This is a genomic window from Pseudomonas sp. AL03 (assembly GCF_029960815.1).
Classification (GTDB): Bacteria; Pseudomonadota; Gammaproteobacteria; order Pseudomonadales; family Pseudomonadaceae; genus Aquipseudomonas.
Map to the genome: position 1 here is coordinate 411011 of NZ_JASBRE010000001.1, position 22204 is coordinate 433214.

Genomic DNA, 22204 nt, shown 5'->3' on the forward strand with positions numbered 1-22204 from the left:
CCTTGAGATCGCCTTCGCGGGCAAGCCTCGCTCCTACGGATTCGGGGTGACCACACGATTTGGGTACGACCCATATCCGTAGGAGCGAGGCTTGCCCGCGAAGAGGCCAGTAGCCATACGCAACAACTAAGGCTGAAATGCACCTATAAAGATGGCTGGATCAACCCGCGCATCATTCAGGCTGACGTTCCAGTGCATATGCGGCCCGGTCGCGCGCCCGGTGGAACCGACTTTCCCGACCACTCCACCACGGGCCAATGGCTGGCCAACCTTCACGTCGATTTTCGACAGGTGGCAGAACATGCTGATAAAGCCCTGTCCGTGATCGACAAACACCGTGTTGCCGTTGAAGAAGTAGTTACCGATCAGGATCACTTTGCCAGCGGCTGGCGTCTTGATCGGCGTGCCGGCAGGCACAGCGAAGTCCAGCCCTGCATGCGGATTGCGCTCCTCACCATTAAAGAAGCGGCGCACGCCGAACTTGCTCGACAGCGGCCCGTTGACCGGTTTGTCCAGCAGCAGGTTGCTTGGGGTGTTCGGGCTGAAGGTGCGGTAGGCCTGAATCTGCTCGGCCAGTTCGCCTTCGATGCGCTTGAGATTCTCCGGGTTCGGATTGACCTGCTGCGTATTCTTCAGGGTGATGTGCTGTTCCGGGTATTTCTTGCTGCCGACCGTGAAGCTGAGATTACGACCCCCGCTACTGACTTGCTGCGTGCCCGGTGTAACCGTCAGCGGCACGCCAACAATCGCCAGCCAATTGTTCTGTTCCTTGACCACCAATACCGGTTTGCCTTGATAACTGGCTTTCGGCGTCTGCGCGGATGTGCCGAGATCGACCACCGCCACGCCGCCCGGCACTGGTTTGTTCAGCAGACGGGTGATGTAACTGTCGGCGTGGGCGTTGAAGGTCAGGCACAGCAACAGCAACGGAGCTAAAAAACGCGGCATGGATCAATCCAGTAAAGAAAGGGTGACAGGCGTCAGGTGATTGTCTTCGACCCGAACGTGTAGCTCGCCGTTGCCGAGTCTGGCTTTCAGGCGCTGACCCGTGTGGGTTTGCTCGGCGCTGCGAATCGCGTTGCCGCGTTCATCCAACAGAATGCTGTAGCCACGAGCGAGGGTCGCAAGAGGGCTGACCACCTGCAGCGTCTGCACCTGACTTTGCAGTTGCAGACGACGGGATTTGAGCCCTTCGCGCATGGCACGGGGCAGGCGTTCGGCAAAGTTGTCGAGGCGCTGACGAAGCATCGCCAGTTGCCGACCGGGATGTTGCCCGGCGAGGCGGGTTTCCAGACGGATCAGCCGTTCGCGGCGGGTATTGAGGCTGCGTTCGAACGCGCGGCGCATGCGCATGTCCAGGTCATCAAGGCGTTGCGCTTGCTGGCGCAGACGTTCGCCGGGATGACGAAGGCGACGAGACATGCCTTCCAGGCGCAGTCGATCACGCATCAAACGGTCGCGGATGCGCATCACCAGACGTCGATGCAGGCTTTCGACCCGACGGACCAGATCGCTGGAATCTGGCGCGAGCAGTTCGGCGGCGGCGGAAGGCGTCGGGGCGCGAACGTCGGCCACGAAGTCGCTGATCGACACGTCGGTTTCATGGCCGACGGCGCTGACAATCGGCGTCACGCAAGCATCCACGGCGCGGGCCACGGCTTCTTCGTTGAAGCACCAGAGGTCTTCCAGCGAACCGCCACCACGGGCCAGAATCAGCGCGTCGAAACCGCGGGCGTCCGCCAGTTTCAGTGCGCGGACTATCTGCGCGGTGGCTTCGCGGCCCTGCACGGCAGTGGGGATCAGCGTCAGCTGCACTTGCGGCGCGCGGCGGCGGAATACGCTGATGATGTCGCGGATCACCGCGCCGGTGGGCGAGCTGATGATGCCGATGCGTTGCGGATGCGCCGGCAGCGGTACTTTGCGCTCGGCACTGAACAGGCCTTCGGCGCTGAGTTTTTCCTTCAGCGCATCGAAGGCCAGACGCAGCGCACCGTCACCGGCCGGCTCCACGGTATCGAGGATCAACTGATAGTCGCCGCGGCCCTCGAACAGCGAAACCTTGCCGCGGACCTTGACCGCCAGGCCATCCTTCAACGCCTGACGCACCCGCGCCGCGTTCTGCCGGAACAGTGCGCAACGCACCTGGGCACCGCTGTCCTTGAGGGTGAAATACACATGACCGGACGCCGGACGGGCGAGATTCGAGATTTCGCCTTCAACCCAGATGTTGCTGAACACGTCTTCGAGCAACACCCGCGCGCGGCCGTTGAGCTGGCTGACAGTCAGGACTTCACGGTCCAGGCCGAGTCTTGCAAAGGGATCTTTAATCATGGGGCGCAGTTTAAAGGCATTCGACGATCAATCTCCATGAGTCAAAAGAAATCCCCTAGGATTCAGCGCTAGGGATTTGGGAGTGACGGGGGAGATGAGCGTGCTTGAGTTGTTGAACCAATGGCCATTCGGCGCTACGAATTGGCTGGTGATCGGGTTGGGCATCGCCCTGGCCTACATCGTGTTCGGTATCGCCGGGTTTGGCACCGCGTTGGTGGCGGGGCCGATTCTGATTCTGTTCATGCCGCTGTCGAAGATCGTGCCGCTGTTAGTGCTGCTGGATTTCGTCGCGGCGTTCGGCAATCTGCTGCCGTCGCGGCGGGATGTGGCGAAGCCCGAGTTGCTGCGGCTGCTGCCCTGCATGGCGGTGGGCTGCACGCTGGGGGTGATCTTTCTGCTGAACCTCAAATCCGATCTATTGTTGCTGTTGATGGGCTTGTTCATCAGCCTCTATGCGGTTTACAGCCTGTGGGTCAAAACCCGGCCGACGCAATTGTCCGCCGCTTGGGCAGTGCCGATGGGCACGGTAGGCGGGATGTTCGGGGCGCTGTTTGGCAGTGGCGGCTTTTTATATGCGATCTATTTGAACAGTCGGTTACCCAAAGAGGCGGCGCGGGCGACCCAGAGTGCGCTGATCAGTTGCAGCACCGTGGTGCGCTTGAGCCTGTTTGCTGTCGCGGGTGTGTATGCCGAGCTACCCTTGTTGATATTGGCGCTGTGTTTGTTGCCGGCCATGGCATCAGGCTTGTGGATCGGTCGGCGGTTAACCATGAGATTGTCCCGCGAGGCATTCGTGCGGCTGGTGACCTGGTTGGTACTGGCCAGTGGGATTGCCTTGATCGGACGATATTTGAGTAGTTGACCTCTGAAGCCGGGGGCTTAAGCTGCCGGGCTTCTTTAAAGCGTTCGCAGCAGGCCGCACCATGAATTCGCAAAGCATCATCGTCCCGAAAATCTCCACACTGCCGGTGCACGAACCCCGGGCCCGGGCGGTCGTGCGTTGGCTGGTGCGCAAGAACATCATTAAAGAAGAACTGACCACCTGCGGTCGCACCGGCAACCGCATGGCTCATGCCATCGGCGACGGTGCCCGCGCTGTAGTGCTGCACCCGGAAGCGCTGCCGTTCGGCGAACCGATCAATGGCCTGGAGATCATCACCAAGCGCTGCATCTATACGCCGGCCAAGGGTTTCCTTGAAGAGGCGGGCTGCGCCGAGTGCCGCAAGGAAGTCGGCGAAGCGCTGTTCGACAGCCTGGAAGAATGGATGCCGGGGCGTACCGATAACTTCACTTGTCCGGAATGCGGGCATGAAGATGACATCAACGGCTTTCTTTTCCTGCAGGAATGCGGTTTTTCCAACCTGGGATTTATCTTCAACAACTGGGCCGAGGCCGGATTCAAGCAGAGCTTTATCGACGAATTTGCCGATTGGCTTGATCAGCCTGTGAGCTGGGTCAAGGTCGAACTGTAGGAGCGGTGCTTGCCCGCGAAGGGATCGACTCGGTGTATCTGATGTACCGCAGCGATGCCTTCGCGGGCAAGCCTCGCTCCTACGGGATTTGTGTACCCCAAACCCCCGTCGATCACTGCATCGATATTAGACAGAGTTTTACATTGAACCCGAGGGGGTGTCTGACTATAATGGCGCGCTTCCATTTTCCCGCTCGGGAGCCCCCGCGATGCTGCGTATCAGCCAAGAAGCTCTGACATTCGACGACATTCTCCTAGTGCCCGGTTATTCCGAGGTGCTTCCTAACGAAGTCAGTCTCAAGACCCGCCTAACCCGTGGCATCGAGCTGAATATTCCTCTGGTTTCTGCCGCCATGGACACCGTCACTGAAGCCCGTCTGGCAATCGCCATGGCTCAGGAAGGTGGCATCGGCATCATCCACAAGAACATGACCATCGAGCAGCAAGCTGCCGAAGTGCGCAAGGTCAAGCGTTATGAGGCCGGCGTGGTCAAGGACCCGATCACCATCGAGGCTGATGCCACGGTTCGTGAACTGTTCGAACTGACCCGCCTGCACAACATCTCCGGCGTTCCGGTACTGCACGATGGCGACCTGGTCGGCATCGTCACCTCCCGCGACGTACGTTTCGAAAACCGTCTGGACGCCACTGTCCGTGAAGTGATGACGCCTAAAGAGCGTCTGGTCACGGTCAAGGAAGGCGCCGACAAGAACGACGTCCGCGAGTTGTTGCACAAAAACCGCATTGAACGCGTGCTGATCGTCGACGACAAATTTGCCCTCAAAGGCATGATGACCGTCAACGACATCGAAAAAGCCAAGGCTTACCCACTGGCCAGCAAAGACGATCAAGGTCGTCTGCGTGTTGGCGCTGCAGTCGGTACCGGTAAAGACACCGGTGATCGCGTCGCTGCCCTGGTCAATGCCGGCGTTGACGTGGTGGTGGTCGACACCGCTCACGGTCACTCCAAAGGTGTGATCGACCGCGTTCGCTGGGTCAAGCAGAACTTCCCGGAAGTGCAGGTCATCGGCGGCAACATCGCCACCGGCGCTGCCGCCAAGGCTCTGGCTGAAGCAGGCGCCGATGCGGTCAAGGTCGGTATCGGCCCAGGCTCGATCTGCACCACCCGTATCGTTGCCGGTGTCGGTGTCCCGCAAATCAGTGCCATCGCCAACGTCGCCGCAGCCCTTGAAGGCACTGGCGTTCCGTTGATCGCCGACGGCGGCATCCGTTTCTCCGGTGACCTGTCCAAGGCCATCGTTGCCGGTGCTTCCTGCGTGATGATGGGCTCGATGTTCGCCGGTACTGAAGAAGCGCCAGGCGAGATCGAATTGTTCCAGGGTCGTTCGTACAAGGCTTACCGCGGCATGGGTTCGCTGGGCGCCATGTCCCAGGCTCAAGGCTCTTCCGACCGTTACTTCCAGGACTCCTCGGCAGGCGCCGAGAAACTGGTTCCGGAAGGTATTGAAGGGCGTGTTCCTTACAAGGGCACCTTGAGCGCCATCATCCATCAACTGATGGGCGGCCTGCGTTCCTCGATGGGTTACACCGGCAGCGCCGACATCGAAGAAATGCGCACCAAGCCAGAGTTCGTGCGGATCACCGGTGCCGGCATGGCCGAGTCCCACGTTCACGACGTACAAATCACCAAAGAAGCGCCAAACTACCGCGTAGGTTGAGGCTTCCAGCAATAAGTTAAGTAACCGGGGCTGTTTTTATTCAGCCCCGAGTTGTTTCTGAATCACGACTGTTTCTGAATTACTTAGACGAGACTGAATCATGGCCCTCGACATTCACGCTCACCGCATCCTGATCCTCGACTTCGGTTCCCAGTACACCCAGCTGATTGCCCGCCGCGTGCGTGAAATCGGCGTGTACTGCGAACTGCATCCGTTCGACATGGACGACGAAGCGATTCGCGAATTCGCGCCGAAAGGGATCATCCTCGCCGGCGGCCCCGAGTCGGTGCACGTTGCTGATAGTCCGCGCGCACCGCAAGCCGTGTTTGACCTGGGCGTACCGGTCTTCGGTATCTGCTATGGCATGCAGACCATGGCCGAGCAACTGGGCGGCAAGGTTGAAGGTTCCGAGCTGCGTGAGTTCGGTTACGCCCGTGTCGACGTGGTCGGCAAGAGCCGCCTGCTCGACGGCATCGAAGACCATATCGACGCCGACGGCCTGTTCGGTCTCGACGTGTGGATGAGCCACGGTGACAAAGTCACCAAGATGCCGCAGGAATTCCACATCCTGGCCAGCACCCCGAGCTGCCCGATTGCCGGTATGTTCGACGACGCTCGCGGCTACTACGGCGTGCAGTTCCACCCGGAAGTGACTCACACCAAGCAGGGCGGTCGCATCCTGTCGCGCTTCATCCTCGACATCTGCGGCTGCGAAGCCCTGTGGACGCCTTCGAAAATCGCTGAAGACGCCATCGCCAACATTCGCGCCCAGGTCGGTACCGACAACGTATTGCTCGGCCTGTCCGGCGGCGTTGATTCCTCGGTAGTTGCCGCGCTCCTGCACAAAGCCATTGGCGACCAGCTGACCTGCGTCTTCGTCGACAACGGCCTGCTGCGTCTGCACGAAGGCGAGCAAGTGATGGCCATGTTCGCTGAGAACATGGGCGTCAAGGTGATTCGCGCCAATGCTGCCGACCAGTTCCTCGATAACCTGGCAGGTGAGTCGGACCCCGAGAAGAAGCGCAAGATCATCGGCCGTACGTTCATCGACGTGTTTGACGCCGAATCCTGCAAGCTGGACAACATCAAGTACCTGGCCCAAGGCACCATCTACCCGGACGTGATCGAGTCGGCTGGCGCCAAAAGCGGCAAGGCCCACGTGATCAAGTCGCACCACAACGTGGGTGGCCTGCCGGAAGAAATGAACCTCAAGCTGGTTGAACCCCTGCGCGAGCTGTTCAAGGACGAAGTCCGTCGTCTGGGTCTGGAACTGGGTCTGCCGTACGACATGGTTTACCGCCACCCGTTCCCGGGACCGGGCCTGGGCGTGCGGATCCTCGGTGAAGTGAAGAAGGAGTACGCCGACCTGCTGCGTCGCGCCGACCACATCTTCATCGAAGAACTGCGCAAGGCCGACTGGTATCACAAAGTCAGCCAGGCGTTCGTGGTGTTCCAGCCGGTGAAATCGGTTGGGGTGGTAGGCGATGGCCGTCGTTACGCCTGGGTGGTTGCCCTGCGTGCGGTGGAAACCATCGACTTCATGACCGCGCGTTGGGCTCACCTGCCTTACGAACTGCTGGAAACCGTCAGCGGCCGCATCATCAATGAAATCGAAGGCATCTCCCGCGTCACTTACGACGTGTCGAGCAAGCCGCCAGCGACCATTGAGTGGGAATGAACCCATGCAGGCCGTGATGGCTTGAGCTAGAAAAGAACCGTGTGAATTCGATTTCACACGGTTTTTTTTTGCCGATTACAGCGGCTTTGACCAACCCGCCAGCCTCATGCCCGTAGTGTCGAGTGCCCGTAACAGTTCTTTGATGCTGCCATAGCGCTTGCCACTCACTGAAACCCACTGAGCACGTTCGATATAGAACTGGTCTCCATCAGCATTGATGCGGGTGAATACCAGTTCATTCGTGCGACTGCGGTGCACTACATAGGTCGAGAGCGGATCCCGCTTCAGGGTGTACATTCCCGCACGTGACAGCAATTGCTCGATTTCGGGCATCGTTTGTGACATCCAGGGGACTGCCACTCGCAGCCGCAAGTCGCCCTTTACCGAGGCACTTGCACTGCCCGGAGTGTTTTCGATAAGCATGCTTGCCCCCGGATCGATATCGATACCGGTTGCGCTGCCTTCAGCAACATCCTCAGTGCGCAGCCCGATGGCTTCCTCGAGTTCGCTGATACCGGCAATCCCCTTGTAGCTGTTGGAGTGGGTGTTGCCCACCAGCGCCACCCACTTGTGAGCACCTCGCACCGCCTGATCGGACCGGATGATGGTTCTGGCGAAGTAGTTCATCATTTTCTGGCGCACCCCGTCGGCAATGGTCTGACCTTGCGTGTCGCGCACCACCAGGCCGTCGATCCGGTAACTCGCCATGGAGTCGAGTGCCTGAACCCGGATGCCGTACTTGCCCGCCTGTTTGACCAGTACGAGAAACGTGTAGCGGCGAAGGGGATCGCTCATGTGGCCGATGTCGAGATTTTTCAGGTATTTCTCAAGCTCTGCGGATAACACTTGGGTTTCAGCAAAGGTATCCAGATCCGCTTGGTGAAAGTCGGTCAGCAAATGTTCCATGTAAAGTGTCTTCACCTTGTTTCGGGCCAGCAGTTCCATGTTGTTGATCAGGAATTGCTTGCTGCCGATATCGCTATGGCTTTCGCCAATGACCAGTCCCCGCGCATGTTCCAGCGTGGCCTCGATGATTTCTTGTGCCGAGGCATCGGGGGCGAGTTGCGGAATGGGCGGTCGCGGGGGCAGTTCGGGATTGTCGTAAAACCGCACTGCATCACGATAAAGGCGTTTTCTGCTGGCTTTGAAATCCCGGAAGGGATCATTTTCCATGAGGCTGTCGTACTCATCTCGCAGCGCATAGGTTTCATGTCCGTCGGCGCCCGCCTTCAGGGCAGCTCTCTGCGTCGGTGGAACCTCATAGGGCGAGGCGGGCAGACTTGCCAATGGCGGCACTGTCAGCTCAGGCGTCTTTCCGCCGCCCTTGAGGCCGCTGCGTGGCATGGTTTCCCATTCACCCTGTGCGTTCAGGCGTACGGGGATCGTTCCGGGGAACCGGTTGGGAAACTCGGGATTGATAATGACCCAGTGTCCGTCGCCCCCGATATCGCCCTCGAAGCGCACGTAGTACGCGGTGTCATTCATCATGATGGCGGTGGATGGGTCGGAATCGAGTCGGTAGATGCCTTGGTAGTTTCCGGGCTCGCTGACGGGCGTGAGTCCTTCGAGCAGTTCGTTGGCTTGCCAGTTGTTCGGCACCGCTGGGCCTTGTGGAGTCTGCGGCAGGGTGGGGGCGAGTTCGTCAGCCAATTCAGACCAGCCCATTGGCCTCATGCCCCTGGCGATCAATCGCTGTTTGAGTGCACTGAGGTTATCCACAGTCATGGACTTGTAGGCGGGCGCCAAAGGGGTATCAAGATTGAGCCTGCCACCGGGTGTCGAGCGGATGACGCTGTCGGCCATCCGAAAATTGGCGTCACGATAAACCACCAAAACGCTGCTTCTGTAACGCTGAAAGGTAAACATCCCAGGTTCCGACAATAACGATTTTAATGCTTGCGGGGATCGGTAGACCCAAGGTGTTTGCATCTGCACACGCCAGTCGCCTTTGATCAGCGCCTGGATGCCGTCGGGATCAGTCAGTCCTACCGCCTCATCGACAGGAGAGTCCGGATAATCCGCATACTCCACCGCGAGTCCCGGGTCGACGCTGATGGGTTGTGCCTGACCCGGCGTCACGTCGTCGATACGAATGCTCAGCGCGTCAGTCTGTTCGCTGATGCCCCGATAGCCTCTGAATGTCGTCATGTTTTCCTGGTTGACCAAGGCTAACCATTTCGCCGGCCCCTTGAAATTTTCATTGGCGTGGATGACTTCGCTGGCGAAAAAACTACGCGCCATCTGGTTACCAGGCGGCCGGGAAAAAGGGTCTCTACCGATGTTGTAAGTCATCGACATATCGATGGCTTGAACCCGGATACGCTGGGCATTGGCGGCTTTTACCAGCGCCAGCAGATTGAATGTGCCATCGGGATCATTGCCCGCTTTGATGTCGAGTTTCTTCAGGTAATTTTCCAGCTCTTCAGGCATTTCGCCGGTTCGTGCGAAGGCGTCCAGATCAAGCTGATTAAGGTTTGCCAGTAATTTCTGCAAATACAATGTCTTCACTCCGCGTTGCGCGAGGGCGGGCATGTTTTCGATCAGGAATTGTTTGCTGCCGATACTCCCGTAACTTTCGCCGATGATCAGCCCCGGCGTATTCGCGAATGCCGAATCAAGCAGCTCGGCCGGTGTTTCGATCAACTGGGCGGCCGATACCGGCATTCGGGGAGCCGGTGGATGAAGTTCGTACCAAGCCCTGGCGTCGCGAACCAGGATTGTGCGAGGTTCCCGGTGAGCCCATTCGAACTCGCGCAACGCGTCTGTTTCGCCACCGCGCAAGTCTGCCCCTCCGAGTGCCAATTCCCTCATTTCAGAGGCTTCCAGCCCGGGGACATGAACGCCGGGCAATCGCGCCCATTCCTCGACGACAGTTTCAGTTGTCGCACCACCGGCAGAAACAGGCGGTACTTCCATGCCACCCCTCAGACCCAACCTGGGAACGATCTCCCATTTTCCTTCGCTCAACCGTACGGGAATTGACCCTGTGAAGGCATCAGGGTTGGCCGGATCGATGATTGCCCAATGACCACGCCCGTTGGGATCGTTTTCAAAGCGCACGTTATAGGCTGTGTCGTTGAGTTTGATTGCCCTTGAAGGATTGGACGCGAGCCGGTAAGTGCCTTGAAATTTACCCGGTTCATGCTCCAGAGCATCTTCGCTGAGTGGCTCATCGATTACCCAGACCTTGGGCACCTTCGTGCTTGACGGCGTAGTGCGTGGTTCCGCAACCTCGAGGTCGGTCGCCGGGCCAGTCACTTTGGCCGGTTGCGTGGACTCAATCAGATCCGCCATTTCCGCCGCTTCGGCAGCGTCGACCTCGGGGCCGACTTCTGCCAGCGTACCGGGGCCTTTCAGGACGAGCAGGTTGAACAGCAAATCAATGCCACTGAGCACGGCGCCCAGGATGCCGGCCTTGCGCTCTTCGGCAGTTTTTGCATTGACCGCCTGGTCGATGTTCAAGCCCATGCTGGCGACGCTGGCGCCGACCAAGGGCAGTGCGATGGGCCAACCAAGGACAGCCATCGGACCGAATGCTTTGATGCCGGCGCTGAGGAAACCGATCCAGAGTTTTTTGCGCAGATCGCCATTAGAGGTCAACGATAGCTCGGCCTCGGCGAACATTGCCTTTTTGGTGGTGTCGCGCAACCAACTGAATGCATCACCCTGAACGATCTGGTTTTTCTGGTTGATCATGTGATGGTCGTACTTGCCCCACGTTCTGACCAACCGATTCATGATATCGGTGAGGTTTTCGGCGATGGTCTGTCGGTCGGAGAGGGAGAAGTGGGTCATGAAAGTCTGACGTGCCTCCTCCGCGTTCATCCTTTGAAACATCCAGACGTGCATGTCTGTGATGGTTTCCAGCACCTGGAAGGCATTGGTTTCGCCGGGCAGGTAAACGATCTGTCGACCTTTGGGGGCGACGATCCGCAGAATATTGGTAGCGACGTAGCCATCGATGTCCAGGGAGCGGACGCGCAATTGCGTATCGGGGTGTTCCGATTGCAACTGTTGCAGGCTGATCGGCCAGGTGATCGGGCCCATGACGGCGTTTACCGCGAGATTGAAATCTTCGTCGCTCAGCTGGCGTTTGTCCCGTGCCTGCACGGCGTTAATCAGGAAGTTGCATTTGGCCAACGTGCGGAAGTCGTTGGAACTGTTATTCCAGAATTCGCTCAGTTGCTGGCGGTAGAGCGAACTGATATCGACGCTCCAGAAGTCTTTCAGCACCTCGTTGCCATGCAGGCGCACTTCGTTGGTTTCATCGAAAGTGCCGGCTTCCGGGCCGACGTTGTAGAAACCCGCGTACAGGTCGAGCAGGTCAGCGTTGTCCTGGTCGGTGGCGCGAAAACGGTGGATCACCAACTGTGTCAGGGTCATGGAGGAGGTTGGCGTGTCATCGACATGCTCCCAACCGGTGAAGGCTTTCGAGCTGCTTTGGGCCGCCGTGAAGCGATGGAAGTACACCCGATCCGGATCGAGGCCGACGATGCCGTATTTTTTCAGCAGGTCACTGGCAACTTCGTGGGCCGTGTCTTGCAGACTGGGGCACGTCTGGATAACGGTGGTTGCAATCGCCCTGAGCGCCGCCTTGTCGGCGGCATTGGGCAGTGGACGGGTTTGGGTCAGGTTCATGCTCTCTATCCTTGAGAAATGGGCGTCGAGGATGAGCCGCTAACTCAAGGAATGTGCACTACATAGTTATGCCTATTTGCGATTCAGTACCGTGTAGTGTCACCGCCGGGCCACGTCCGAAAAGTAGAACTTGTCCAGGGTATGCCGCGATTCGGTGTATTCAAACTGGCGGCCGTCCTGCAGGAAAGTCTGATTGCTGACCACGATCACATGGCTTTGACCGTCGAGGTCCAGGTGTTGCTGGTCGTCTTTGCTGCGGGGCACGGCTTCGATGGTGCGCTGGGCGTAGGCGATTTGCAGTTGCAGGGTCTGCTCGATGAAGGCGTAGATCGATTGTTCGGCGATGTCGCGGGACAGGCCGGGAATCACGTCGCTGACGAAATGGTTGATGTCGAGGATCACCCGTTTGCCATCGATCCGCCGCACGCGCTTGATCCGCGTGATCAGGCTGCCTTTTTCAGCCTTGATGTGTTCGAGCAGCGGGCCTTCGAGGGGGATCTGGGTGAATTCGACCACCTCGGTGCTGACGTTGTTGCCCAGCCGCGGGTAAGTCTCCTGGAAGCTGACGATGCCGCCCAGCTGGAATTCGATCGGGTTGGTCGACAGCACGAACGTGCCTTTACCGTGGACTTTCTGGGCGAAACCGCGCTCCTGAAGTTGCTCGATGGCTTTGCGCACGGTGCCGCGACTGGCCTGGTAGCTGTCCATCAATTCGGTTTCGGAGGGCAATCGTGCGCCGCGTTCCAGACGTTCGGTCGTGATGCTGGCAAGCAGATCGCTGTAGATCTGGTTGTATTTACTCATTGGGATGGCTCTGTGCCGCGATGTGCTCAAGGTTTCGAACCTTAAGGGCAGGGTAGGGGTTTGTCCATGTGGCTTTGGGTTTCATCGACTTCAAAGGTAGGAAATGTCGCCGCCGGTCGGGCTCAGAATAAACAAAATCAAACTCGTCTGTACGAGTTGTTGCTTTAACTCGTACAGACGAGTACTTTTCGTTTCGGCGTGCTGCCAATAACAAAAAACTACAGCGGAAGATCAAGCATGAGCCACGACTATCCGAACATCGCCAGCGAGCTGCTGCACAGCCTCGGTGGCAGCGACAACCTCGAGCAGGCCGCGCACTGCGTCACACGGCTGCGCCTGGCCCTCAAGGACCCGAGCCTGGTCAACAGCGCCACGCTGAACCAGATCGATCTGGTCAAAGGCTCGTTCTTCACCGGCGGCCTGTTCCAAGTCGTTATCGGCCCTGGTGAAGTCGAAAAGGTCTACGCAGAACTGCGCCGTCAAACCGGTCTCGCGGCTTCAACCATCGCCGACGTTAAACAAAAAAGCGCCGACAAGATCAACGCCATGCAGCGTCTGGTGCGGGTGTTTTCCGACGTCTTCATGCCCATCCTCCCGGCGCTGATCATTGCCGGCCTGCTGATGGGCATCAACAACCTGATCGGCGCCAGAGGCATGTTCATCGAGGGCAAGACCCTGTTGGACGCCTACCCTAAGCTTGACGGGCTCTGGAGCCTGATCAACCTCATGGCCAACACCTCGTTTGTGTTCCTCCCTGCGTTGGTGGGTTGGTCGGCAGCCAAACGGTTTGGCGGCAGCGAAATCCTCGGCATCGTGCTCGGCTTAATGCTCGTTCACCCCGATCTGCTCAACGCCTGGAACTACGGCAAGGCAGTTGCGGGTCTCGACGGCCAGAGCCTGCCGTACTTCGACATCCTCGGGTTGTTCCAGATCGAGAAGGTGGGTTACCAAGGGCAGATCCTGCCGATCCTGATGGCGGCCTACGTGATGAGCGTCATCGAAAAATGGCTGCGGGCACGGGTGCCGAACGCGGTGCAATTGCTGGTGGTGCCGATCACCACCATCGTCGTCACCGGCGTGTTGGCGCTGGCGGTGATTGGCCCGGTGACCCGGCATCTGGGGATTCTCATCACCGAAGGCGTGGTCATGCTGTTCGACCTGGCACCGATGGTCGGCGGCGCGATCTTCGGTTTGCTCTATGCACCGTTGGTGATCACCGGCATGCACCACATGTTTCTTGCGGTCGACTTGCAACTGATCTCCACCCAGGGCGGCACCTTCATCTGGCCGATGATTGTCATGTCCAACCTCGCCCAAGGCAGCGCGGCACTGGCGGTGTTCTACATGACCCGTAACGTGCGGGATAAAAGCATGGCCTCGACCTCGGCGATTTCTGCGTACTTCGGCATCACCGAGCCGGCCATGTTCGGGGTCAACCTGCGCTACAAATTCCCGTTCTACGCGGCCCTGATCGGCTCGGCCCTGGGCTGCATCTTCCTGTCGCTGAACAAGGTCCAGGCCTCGGCCATCGGCGTCGGCGGCTTGCCCGGTTTCATCTCGATCATTCCGCAGTTCATTCCGATGTTCGTGATCGGGATGGTCATTGCCATGGTCGTGCCGTTTGTTCTGACCTGCGGGTTGAGCATGAAGATTGTTAGGCCTGGGTATCGGGTCGCCTGAGGGGCGCCACATCAATTTGTTGAAGGAGTCCGCGATGCAAGACTGGCAACGTTCGGTGATCTACCAGATCTACCCGAAGAGTTTTCACAGCCACGCCGGCAACCCCACGGGTGATTTGCTTGGCGTTGTGGCCAAGCTCGATTACCTGCATTGGTTGGGTGTCGATTGCCTGTGGATCACGCCGTTCCTGCGTTCGCCCCAGCGCGACAACGGTTACGACATCAGCGATTACTACGCCATCGACCCGAGTTACGGGACCATGGCCGATTGCGAATTGCTGATCGCCGAGGCCGGCAAGCGCGGGATCAAGCTGATGCTCGATATCGTGGTCAACCACACGTCCATTGAGCACACCTGGTTCCAGCAGGCCCGCAGCAGCCTCGACAATCCTTACCGCGATTTCTACATCTGGCGCGATCAGCCGAACAACTGGGAATCCAAGTTCGGCGGTTCGGCCTGGGAATACGAGGCGCAGACCGGTCAGTACTTCCTGCACCTGTTCGATCACACACAGGCCGACCTGAACTGGGACAACCCCAAGGTGCGCGCCGAAGTGTTCAAGATGATGCGCTTCTGGCGCGACAAGGGCGTAGGCGGGTTCCGTCTGGACGTCATCAACCTGATCTCCAAACCGGCGGACTTCCCCGAGGACAACACCGACGGTCGACGTTTCTACACCGACGGCCCGAACGTCCACGAATATTTGCAGCAGATGCACCGTGAAGTGTTCGAGGGTCATGACCTGATCAACGTCGGCGAGATGTCGTCAACCAACTTGGAACACTGCATTCGCTACTCGCGGCCGGAGTCGAAAGAGCTCTCGATGACCTTCAACTTCCATCATCTAAAGGTCGATTACCCGAACCTGCAGAAGTGGATTCGTGCCGATTTCGATTTCCTCGAACTTAAGCGCATCCTCTCCGATTGGCAAACCGGCATGCAGGCCGGCGGTGGCTGGAACGCGCTGTTCTGGTGTAACCACGATCAGCCACGGGTGGTCTCGCGGTTTGGTCATGACGGCGAGCATCGGGTGGTGTCGGCGAAGATGCTCGGTACGGCGCTGCATTTTCTGCAGGGCACGCCGTTCGTATATCAAGGTGAAGAACTGGGCATGACCAATCCGGGGTTCGATCACATTGATCAGTACCGCGATGTCGAAACCCTGAACATCTTTCGGCTCAAGCGCGAGGCCGGTGCGAGTGACGTCGACAACATGGCGGCGATCATGCAGAAGTCCCGGGACAACGGTCGCACGCCCATGCACTGGAACGCCGAGCCGAACGCCGGTTTCAGCGCTGTCGAGCCGTGGATCGGGGTGCCAGCCAACGCCGCGCAGATCAACGTCGCCACCCAACTCGACGACCCGGATTCCGTGTTGCATCACTACCGTCAGTTGATCGCGCTGCGTCGCACTGAGGCGCTGATGTCCGACGGCGTGTATCGGCAATTATTGCCTGAGCACACACAAATCTGGGCGTATGTGCGTGAGGGCAGTGGCGAACGGTTGCTGGTGCTGAACAACTTCTACGGCACGCCATGCGAATTCGTGTTGCCGGATGAAGTGATCAGCGAAGCGATGGCCCAACGTCTGGTCATCAGCAATTACCCGGACTGTCCGGCGCGAAACTGGCAGGTCCTCTTACGGCCTTTTGAGTCATTCGTGCTGCATATGACCGACTGACCGACCGCAAAAAAACACCGACTTAAAAAAACACGCAGAACGCTGCGCGGGGGAGTTTTGCGCGCCGATTTTGCCGCTGCACACAATAAAAATAATGGGGTAGCTCTTGAAAACAACAATAAATCGCAGCCTTGCAGCCGCGAGCATATGCCTGGCGTTGCCACTGACGGCACAAGCCCTGGAATTCGGGGGGTACTTGCGTAGCGGCGTCGGCACCTCGGTCAACAGCAGCTCCCAGTCATGCTTCCAATTGCCTGGCGCGCAGACGAAATATCGGTTGGGCAACGAATGCGAGCAATACGGGGAGCTGGAGTTGCGACAGGACTTGTACACGCTGGATGACGGTTCGGTATTCAGCGTCGACGGCATGGCTTCGTTGTACAACCAGTACGACAAGGACCTGACCTTCAACGGTGACAACGGCTCGGTGCGCCTGCCGCAGCTTTACGCGCAATGGTCGAACGTGCCCGCCCTCAACGGCGGTTCACTGTGGGCCGGCCGGCGTTACTACAAACGGAACGATATCCATATTTCCGACTTCTACTACTGGAACCAAAGCGCTACCGGCGGCGGTATCGAAGATGTGCTGATCGGCGATCTGAAATACAGCTACGCCTTCTCGCGCAAGGACAACCTGTACCAGAAGGACTACATCAACCGTCACGATTTCAACGTCGCCGGCTTCAACACCAACCCCGGCGGTGCGCTGGAGTTCGGCCTGAGCTACATCGACAAGCCCGACAGCCGCGACGCTCATCGAGGCTGGGCGATCACCACTCAGCATGTGCAGAAAGGTTTTCTGGGCGGCAAGAACAAACTGGCCTTCCAGTACGGCGAAGGTCCCGGCACCGGGTTGGGCTATACCGGTAACGTGAAGCTCGACGACAGCAACAAAAGTTACCGGGTGGTGGAATTCTTCGACTGGCAAGTGACGCCGCGATTTGGCGGGCAAGTCGAGGCGGTTTACCAGAAAGACATTCGACCGGACGGTACCGATCAGAACTGGATTTCCCTGGGTGTTCGCCCGGCTTATGCGATCACCGAGCAGTTCAAACTGGTGACCGAACTGGGCCACGATCAGGTTGAGGCCCCAGGCGGGACGCGCAAGCTGAGCAAATTCACTTTCGCTCCGACGTGGTCGCCCAAGGGCCCTGAATTCTGGGAACGCCCCGAGGTGCGTCTGTATTACACCTATGCGAGCTGGAACGAGGCGGCCAAACGGGCCGCCAATGAACTGGCGGCGGGTTCGGCGTTGTCCGACACCGGTGCCTTCGGCACGGCGCGACACGGTGCGAACGTCGGATTGCAGGTCGAGTACTGGTGGAAATAAGCGATGCTGTCGGAGCCTCGCGCTCCATCGGCACTTCAAAGAACAAAACAGCAGGTGACGTCATGGCCACATCTCAACAATTGCAACTGCTGGCTCCTTTGTCCGGCGTGCTGATGCCGCTGAATCAGGTGCCGGACCCAGCGTTCTCCAGCCGGGTGATCGGCGATGGTTTGTGCATCGATCCGACTACGCAAACCCTGTGCGCACCGCTGGCCGGAGTTGTCAGCAATGTGCAGGCCAGTGGGCACGCGGTCAGCATCACCGACGACCACGGCGTTCAGGTGTTGATGCACATCGGACTCGACACCGTGAACCTGGCCGGTCAGGGCTTCACCCGGTTGGTGGAGGAAGGCCAGCGGGTTGAAGCGGGACAGGCCCTGATCGAGTTCGATGCCGATTTTGTTGCATTGAATGCCCGCAGCCTGCTGACGTTGATGCTGGTGGTCAGCGGTGAGCCGTTCACTTGGCTGACGCCGGAAACAGGTTTGGTAGAAAGTGGTCAGCCGCTCCTGAGCTTGAATCCCGTCGAGCAGGCAACAGATGAGCCGGTGCCGGAAGAGGGCGAAGCACTGTTTTCAAAACCGGTGACACTGGCCAACCCGAACGGCTTGCACGCCCGTCCGGCAGCGGTGTTTGCCCAGGCGGCGAAAGGTTTTTCGGCGAGCATTTACCTGCATAAACAGCAGGTGAGTGCTAACGCGAAATCCTTGGTGGCAATCATGGCGTTGCAGACGGCCCACGGTGACGTTGTGCAAGTCAGCGCGGCCGGCCCGGACGCTGAAGCGGCGATCAAGGCACTGGTCGAATTGCTGACCGCCGGGTGTGGCGAGACGGTCGCCGTGATGGCAGAGGTTGAGACGATTGAAGCGTCATCGCTGAGCGTTTTGCGCGGAGTCTGTGCCTCGGCGGGTTCGGCGTTTGGCCAGGTTATGCAGATCGCCGAGCAGACGCTTGAAGTGAGCGAGTTCGGCGTCGGTCCGCAGGTTGAGCGAGAGCATTTGTCTCGGGCCTTGGCCGAAGCGGTGCTGGCCTTGCAGCCGTTGCGCGACAACGCCACAGGGGATGCCCAGGCAGAGATTTTCAAGGCGCACCAGGAACTGCTTGAAGACCCGAGTCTGCTGGATCAGGCCGAGGCGCTGATCATCGAAGGCAAAAGTGCCGGCTTCGCCTGGCGGGCGGCCACCGAGTCGACGGCAACCTTGTTCAAAAGCCTGGGCAATGCCTTGCTGGCAGAGCGGGCGGCGGATCTGGCCGATGTCGGCCAGCGCGTGCTCAAGTTGATCCTCGGGGTACAGGATCAGGCGATGGAGCTGCCTGAAGGGGCGATCCTGATCGCCGAACAACTGACGCCGTCACAGACCGCCGGGCTCGATACCCGCAAGGTGCTGGGTTTCGCCACGGTCGGTGGCGGCGCTACCAGCCACGTCGCGATTCTCGCGCGTGCGTTCGGTTTGCCGGCGATCTGCGGGCTGCCCGTTCAGGTGCTGGCGCTGGCCAACGGCACCCAAGTGTTGCTCGACGCCGACAAGGGCGAGCTGCACCTGGACCCGGATTTGGCGGCCATCGAGCAGCTGCAAACCAATCGTCAGCATCAACAGAAGCGCCATCAACATGAGCTGGCGCACGCTGCGCAGGCGGCGTGTACCCGCGATGGTCATCATTTTGAAGTGACGGCCAACATCGCCTCGCTCGCTGAAGCGGAGCAGGCCATGGCACTGGGAGGTGCGGGCGTCGGATTGTTGCGTTCGGAGTTTCTTTATCTGGGTCGCAATCATGCGCCGAGCCATGACGAGCAAACATCAACCTATAGCGCCATCGCCAGGACGCTCGGGCCGGCGCGTAATCTGGTGGTGCGCACACTGGATGTCGGCGGCGACAAACCCCTGGCCTATGTGCCGATGGCCAGCGAAACCAATCCATTCCTGGGCATGCGCGGGATTCGTTTGTGTCTGGAGCGCCCGCAGCTGTTGCGCGATCAGTTCAAAGCGATCCTGAGCTGCGCCAGGCTGGCCCGTCTGCACATCATGCTGCCCATGGTCACGCAGCTGTCGGAGTTGCGACTGGCCCGGCAGCTGCTTGAGGAAGAGGCGCTGGCATTGGGCCTTACTGAACTGCCGAAACTGGGGATCATGATCGAAGTGCCGGCAGCGGCATTGATGGCGGATCTGTTTGCGCCCGAGGTGGATTTCTTCTCCATCGGCACCAACGACCTGACCCAATACACCCTGGCCATGGACCGCGATCATCCGCGCCTGGCCAGTCAGGCCGACAGCTTTCATCCGTCGGTGCTGCGTTTGATTGCCAGCACCGTGAAGGCTGCCCACGCCCATGGCAAATGGGCCGGTGTGTGCGGCGCCATGGCTTCCGAGACGTTGGCGGTACCGTTGCTGCTGGGACTTGGCGTGGATGAACTGTCGGTGAGTGTGCCGTTGATTCCGGCGATCAAAGCGGCGGTCCGCGAAGTGGATCTGCTGGACTGCCAGGCCATCGCTCAGCAAGTGCTGGGCCTGGAAAGCGCCGAGCAAGTGCGCGAGGCATTGCGGCTGTATCACGAGGCGACGGTCGATACTTCACGGGTACTGGAGAACTGAGCATGTTCGAGAAAATGCAGCGGGCGTTCTGGAAAGCGTTGACCCCGGATCTGATAGCGGATGAGCCGAAGGGGGTTGTTCAGCCTGTTTTTGGTCTGGCCCAGGAAATCATCGCCGCGCTGGGCGGAGTGGATAACCTCAAGTCGCAGCAGCCCGTGGCGCTGACCCGGGTTCGGGTGGAGTTGCGGGATGTGGGGCGGGTGGATCGGCAGGCTTTAAATAGGGCAGGTGTACCGGGAGTCATGACGCTGGATGACGGGGTGGTGCATCTGATCACCGGTCTCCCGCACTGATCGTTCCCACTCTGCGTGGGAATGCTCGCCTCCTGCGGCCATCCGCCGCGCTGCCCTTACTGTTTCTCAACCGCAGGTGTATCGTATTCGCCTTTTACAGGCCCCACGCCTGTCGCTGATACGTGAGGTAGTTGAGTTCATGTCCTTTACCCGTCGCCAAATCCTCGGTGGCCTGGCCGGTCTTGTTGTCGTTGGTGTCGGAGCGGGGGGCGCGTCGCGGTACTGGTTGGGCAAGATGGCCGACGCCGATGCGGGCCACGACTATGAGCTGATCGCCGCACCATTGGACGTTGAGCTGGTGGCCGGGCACAAGACTGAGGCCTGGGCGTTCGGCCCCTCGGCGCCGGGCACTGAGTTGCGCGTGCGTCAGGGTGAATGGCTGCGGGTGCGTTTCATAAATCACCTGCCGGTCGCCACCACCATTCACTGGCACGGCATCCGCTTGCCGCTGGAAATGGACGGCGTGCCTTACGTGTCGCAGCTTCCGGTATTGCCGGGCGAATATTTCGACTACAGGTTTCGCGTGCCCGACGCTGGAAGCTATTGGTATCACCCGCATGTCAACAGCAGCGAGGAGCTCGGTCGCGGGCTGGTCGGCCCGCTGATCGTCGAAGAGCGCGACCCCACCGGGTTTAACTATGAGAAAACCTTGAGCCTCAAGAGCTGGCACGTGGATGAGGAAGGCGCGTTTGTCGCGTTCAGCATTCCGCGCGAAGCCGCGCGTGGCGGCACGGCGGGGCGCCTGTCGACGATCAACGGGGTCTCGCAAGCGGTGATCGATTTGCCCGCCGGGCAGATCACCCGCGTACGTTTGCTCAACCTCGACAATACGCTGACTTACCGCCTGAACATCCCCGGCGTCGAAGCGCAAATCTACGCGCTGGATGGCAATCCCATTGAGCCACGACCGCTCGGCAAGGAGTACTGGCTCGGCCCGGGCATGCGTATTTGTCTGGCAATCAAGGCTCCGCCGGTCGGCGAAGAGCTGTCCCTGCGCAACGGCCCGGTTCGGTTGGGCACATTGCGCTCGGTGGCGAACACCGATGCACCGACCCAGTGGCCGCCCGCGCTGCCCGCCAACCCGGTGGCAGAGCCGGACCTGGCCAATGCCGAGAAACTCAACTTCAATTTCGAATGGGTAGGCTCGGTGTCGGTGAACGTCGACAACGGCAGGCCGCCGAGCCTGTGGCAGATCAACGGCAAGGCCTGGGACATCACGGACAAGACCTGTGCCGACCGCCCGATTGCCAAGCTCGAAAAGGGCAAGAGCTACATTTTCGAATTGAAGAACATGACTCAATACCAGCACCCGATTCACCTGCACGGCATGAGTTTCAAGGTCATCGCCTCGAACCGGCACAAGGTCATTCCGTACTTCACCGACACTTACCTGTTGGGCAAGAACGAACGCGCGCAAGTGGCGCTGGTGGCGGATAACCCGGGGATCTGGATGTTTCACTGCCATGTGATCGACCACATGGAAACCGGCCTGATGGCCGCCATTGAGGTGGCGTAATGCGTCAGATACGTCCCGCCGCAATCATCGACCGCAGCCGCGATCGTGACTTCATGCGCGAAGCGTTGGCGCTCGCCGCTCAGGGCGCGGCGCTGGGTGAAGTGCCGGTGGGTGCGGTGCTGGTGCAGGACGGTGAAATCATCGGCCGGGGTTTTAATTGCCCGATCAGCGGCAATGACCCGAGTGCTCACGCCGAGATGGTTGCAATCCGAGCTGCCGCGTTGGCGGCCAGCAACTATCGTCTGCCCGGCAGCACGCTCTACGTGACGCTTGAACCGTGCAGCATGTGCGCCGGGCTGATCGTTCATTCGCGGATTGCGCGGGTGGTGTATGGGGCGCTAGAGCCCAAGGCCGGGATTGTGCAGAGTCAGGGGCAGTTTTTTACCCAGGGCTTTTTGAATCACCGGGTGCTCTATGAAGGCGGGGTGTTGGCGGAGGAATGTGGGGCGGTGTTGAGTGAGTTCTTCAAGGCCCGGCGGGCAACCCGTTAGATCGCTTTCGCGGGCAAGCCT

General features: G+C 59.4%; 15 protein-coding genes. 11 read left to right on the forward strand and 4 right to left on the reverse strand.

Features of this window, described 5'->3' with window-relative positions:
* Positions 1–126 precede the first annotated feature (126 nt).
* Positions 127–948 carry a peptidoglycan DD-metalloendopeptidase family protein gene (locus QK293_RS01875; RefSeq protein ID WP_282375270.1) on the reverse strand — a complete coding sequence of 274 codons (822 nt, stop codon included), beginning with the start codon at positions 946–948 and terminating at the stop codon, positions 127–129.
* Positions 949–951: 3 nt separating this feature from the next.
* On the reverse strand, positions 952–2331 hold the full coding sequence (gene xseA, locus QK293_RS01880; protein ID WP_282375271.1) for an exodeoxyribonuclease VII large subunit: 1380 nt from the start codon (positions 2329–2331) through the stop codon (positions 952–954).
* 94 nt (positions 2332–2425) lie between these two features.
* On the opposite strand from xseA, the gene QK293_RS01885 reads away from it, so the two are divergent.
* From QK293_RS01885 to guaA, 4 genes are all read left to right on the forward strand, one after another.
* Positions 2426–3193, forward strand: a complete 768-nt coding sequence (locus QK293_RS01885) for a sulfite exporter TauE/SafE family protein (RefSeq protein WP_282375272.1) — start codon at positions 2426–2428, stop codon at positions 3191–3193.
* 61 nt (positions 3194–3254) lie between these two features.
* Positions 3255–3803, forward strand: coding sequence for a sugar ABC transporter ATPase (locus QK293_RS01890; RefSeq protein WP_282375273.1), 549 nt, complete (start codon positions 3255–3257; stop codon positions 3801–3803).
* Between the two features lie 208 nt (positions 3804–4011).
* The gene (gene guaB / locus QK293_RS01895; protein WP_282375274.1) at positions 4012–5481 is read left to right on the forward strand and encodes an IMP dehydrogenase; all 1470 of its coding nucleotides are present in this window, start codon (positions 4012–4014) and stop codon (positions 5479–5481) included.
* Between the two features lie 100 nt (positions 5482–5581).
* Positions 5582–7159: a glutamine-hydrolyzing GMP synthase gene (guaA, locus tag QK293_RS01900; protein WP_201114635.1), complete on the forward strand. Its 1578-nt coding sequence runs from the start codon at positions 5582–5584 to the stop codon at positions 7157–7159.
* Between the two features lie 75 nt (positions 7160–7234).
* On the opposite strand, the gene QK293_RS01905 is transcribed toward guaA, so the two are convergent.
* The gene (locus QK293_RS01905) at positions 7235–11797 is read right to left on the reverse strand and encodes a membrane-targeted effector domain-containing toxin (RefSeq protein ID WP_282375275.1); all 4563 of its coding nucleotides are present in this window, start codon (positions 11795–11797) and stop codon (positions 7235–7237) included.
* Positions 11798–11896: 99 nt separating this feature from the next.
* Entirely contained in the window at positions 11897–12601 is a 705-nt protein-coding gene (gene treR, locus QK293_RS01910) for a trehalose operon repressor (protein WP_282375276.1), read from the reverse strand.
* A 237-nt stretch (positions 12602–12838) separates the two neighbouring features.
* On the opposite strand from treR, the gene treP reads away from it, so the two are divergent.
* The 7 genes from treP (at position 12839) to tadA (ending at position 22183) form a co-directional block, all read left to right on the forward strand.
* Positions 12839–14281, forward strand: coding sequence for a PTS system trehalose-specific EIIBC component (gene treP, locus QK293_RS01915; protein ID WP_282375277.1), 1443 nt, complete (start codon positions 12839–12841; stop codon positions 14279–14281).
* A 34-nt stretch (positions 14282–14315) separates the two neighbouring features.
* Positions 14316–15962, forward strand: a complete 1647-nt coding sequence (treC, locus tag QK293_RS01920; RefSeq protein ID WP_282375278.1) for an alpha,alpha-phosphotrehalase — start codon at positions 14316–14318, stop codon at positions 15960–15962.
* 106 nt (positions 15963–16068) lie between these two features.
* Positions 16069–17292 (forward strand): carbohydrate porin, encoded by a 1224-nt coding sequence (locus QK293_RS01925; RefSeq protein WP_282375279.1) that lies wholly within the window; start codon positions 16069–16071, stop codon positions 17290–17292.
* Positions 17293–17354: 62 nt separating this feature from the next.
* Positions 17355–19883, forward strand: a complete 2529-nt coding sequence (gene ptsP / locus QK293_RS01930; protein WP_282375280.1) for a phosphoenolpyruvate--protein phosphotransferase — start codon at positions 17355–17357, stop codon at positions 19881–19883.
* 2 nt (positions 19884–19885) lie between these two features.
* Complete coding sequence (locus QK293_RS01935) at positions 19886–20176, forward strand: PTS transporter subunit EIIB (protein WP_282375281.1); 291 nt, start codon at positions 19886–19888, stop codon at positions 20174–20176.
* Between the two features lie 139 nt (positions 20177–20315).
* Entirely contained in the window at positions 20316–21692 is a 1377-nt protein-coding gene (locus QK293_RS01940; RefSeq protein WP_282375282.1) for a multicopper oxidase family protein, read from the forward strand.
* Positions 21692–22183 (forward strand): tRNA adenosine(34) deaminase TadA, encoded by a 492-nt coding sequence (gene tadA, locus QK293_RS01945; RefSeq protein ID WP_282375283.1) that lies wholly within the window; start codon positions 21692–21694, stop codon positions 22181–22183. Before QK293_RS01940 ends, tadA begins: the two co-directional genes overlap by 1 nt.
* The last annotated feature ends 21 nt before the right edge of the window (positions 22184–22204 follow it).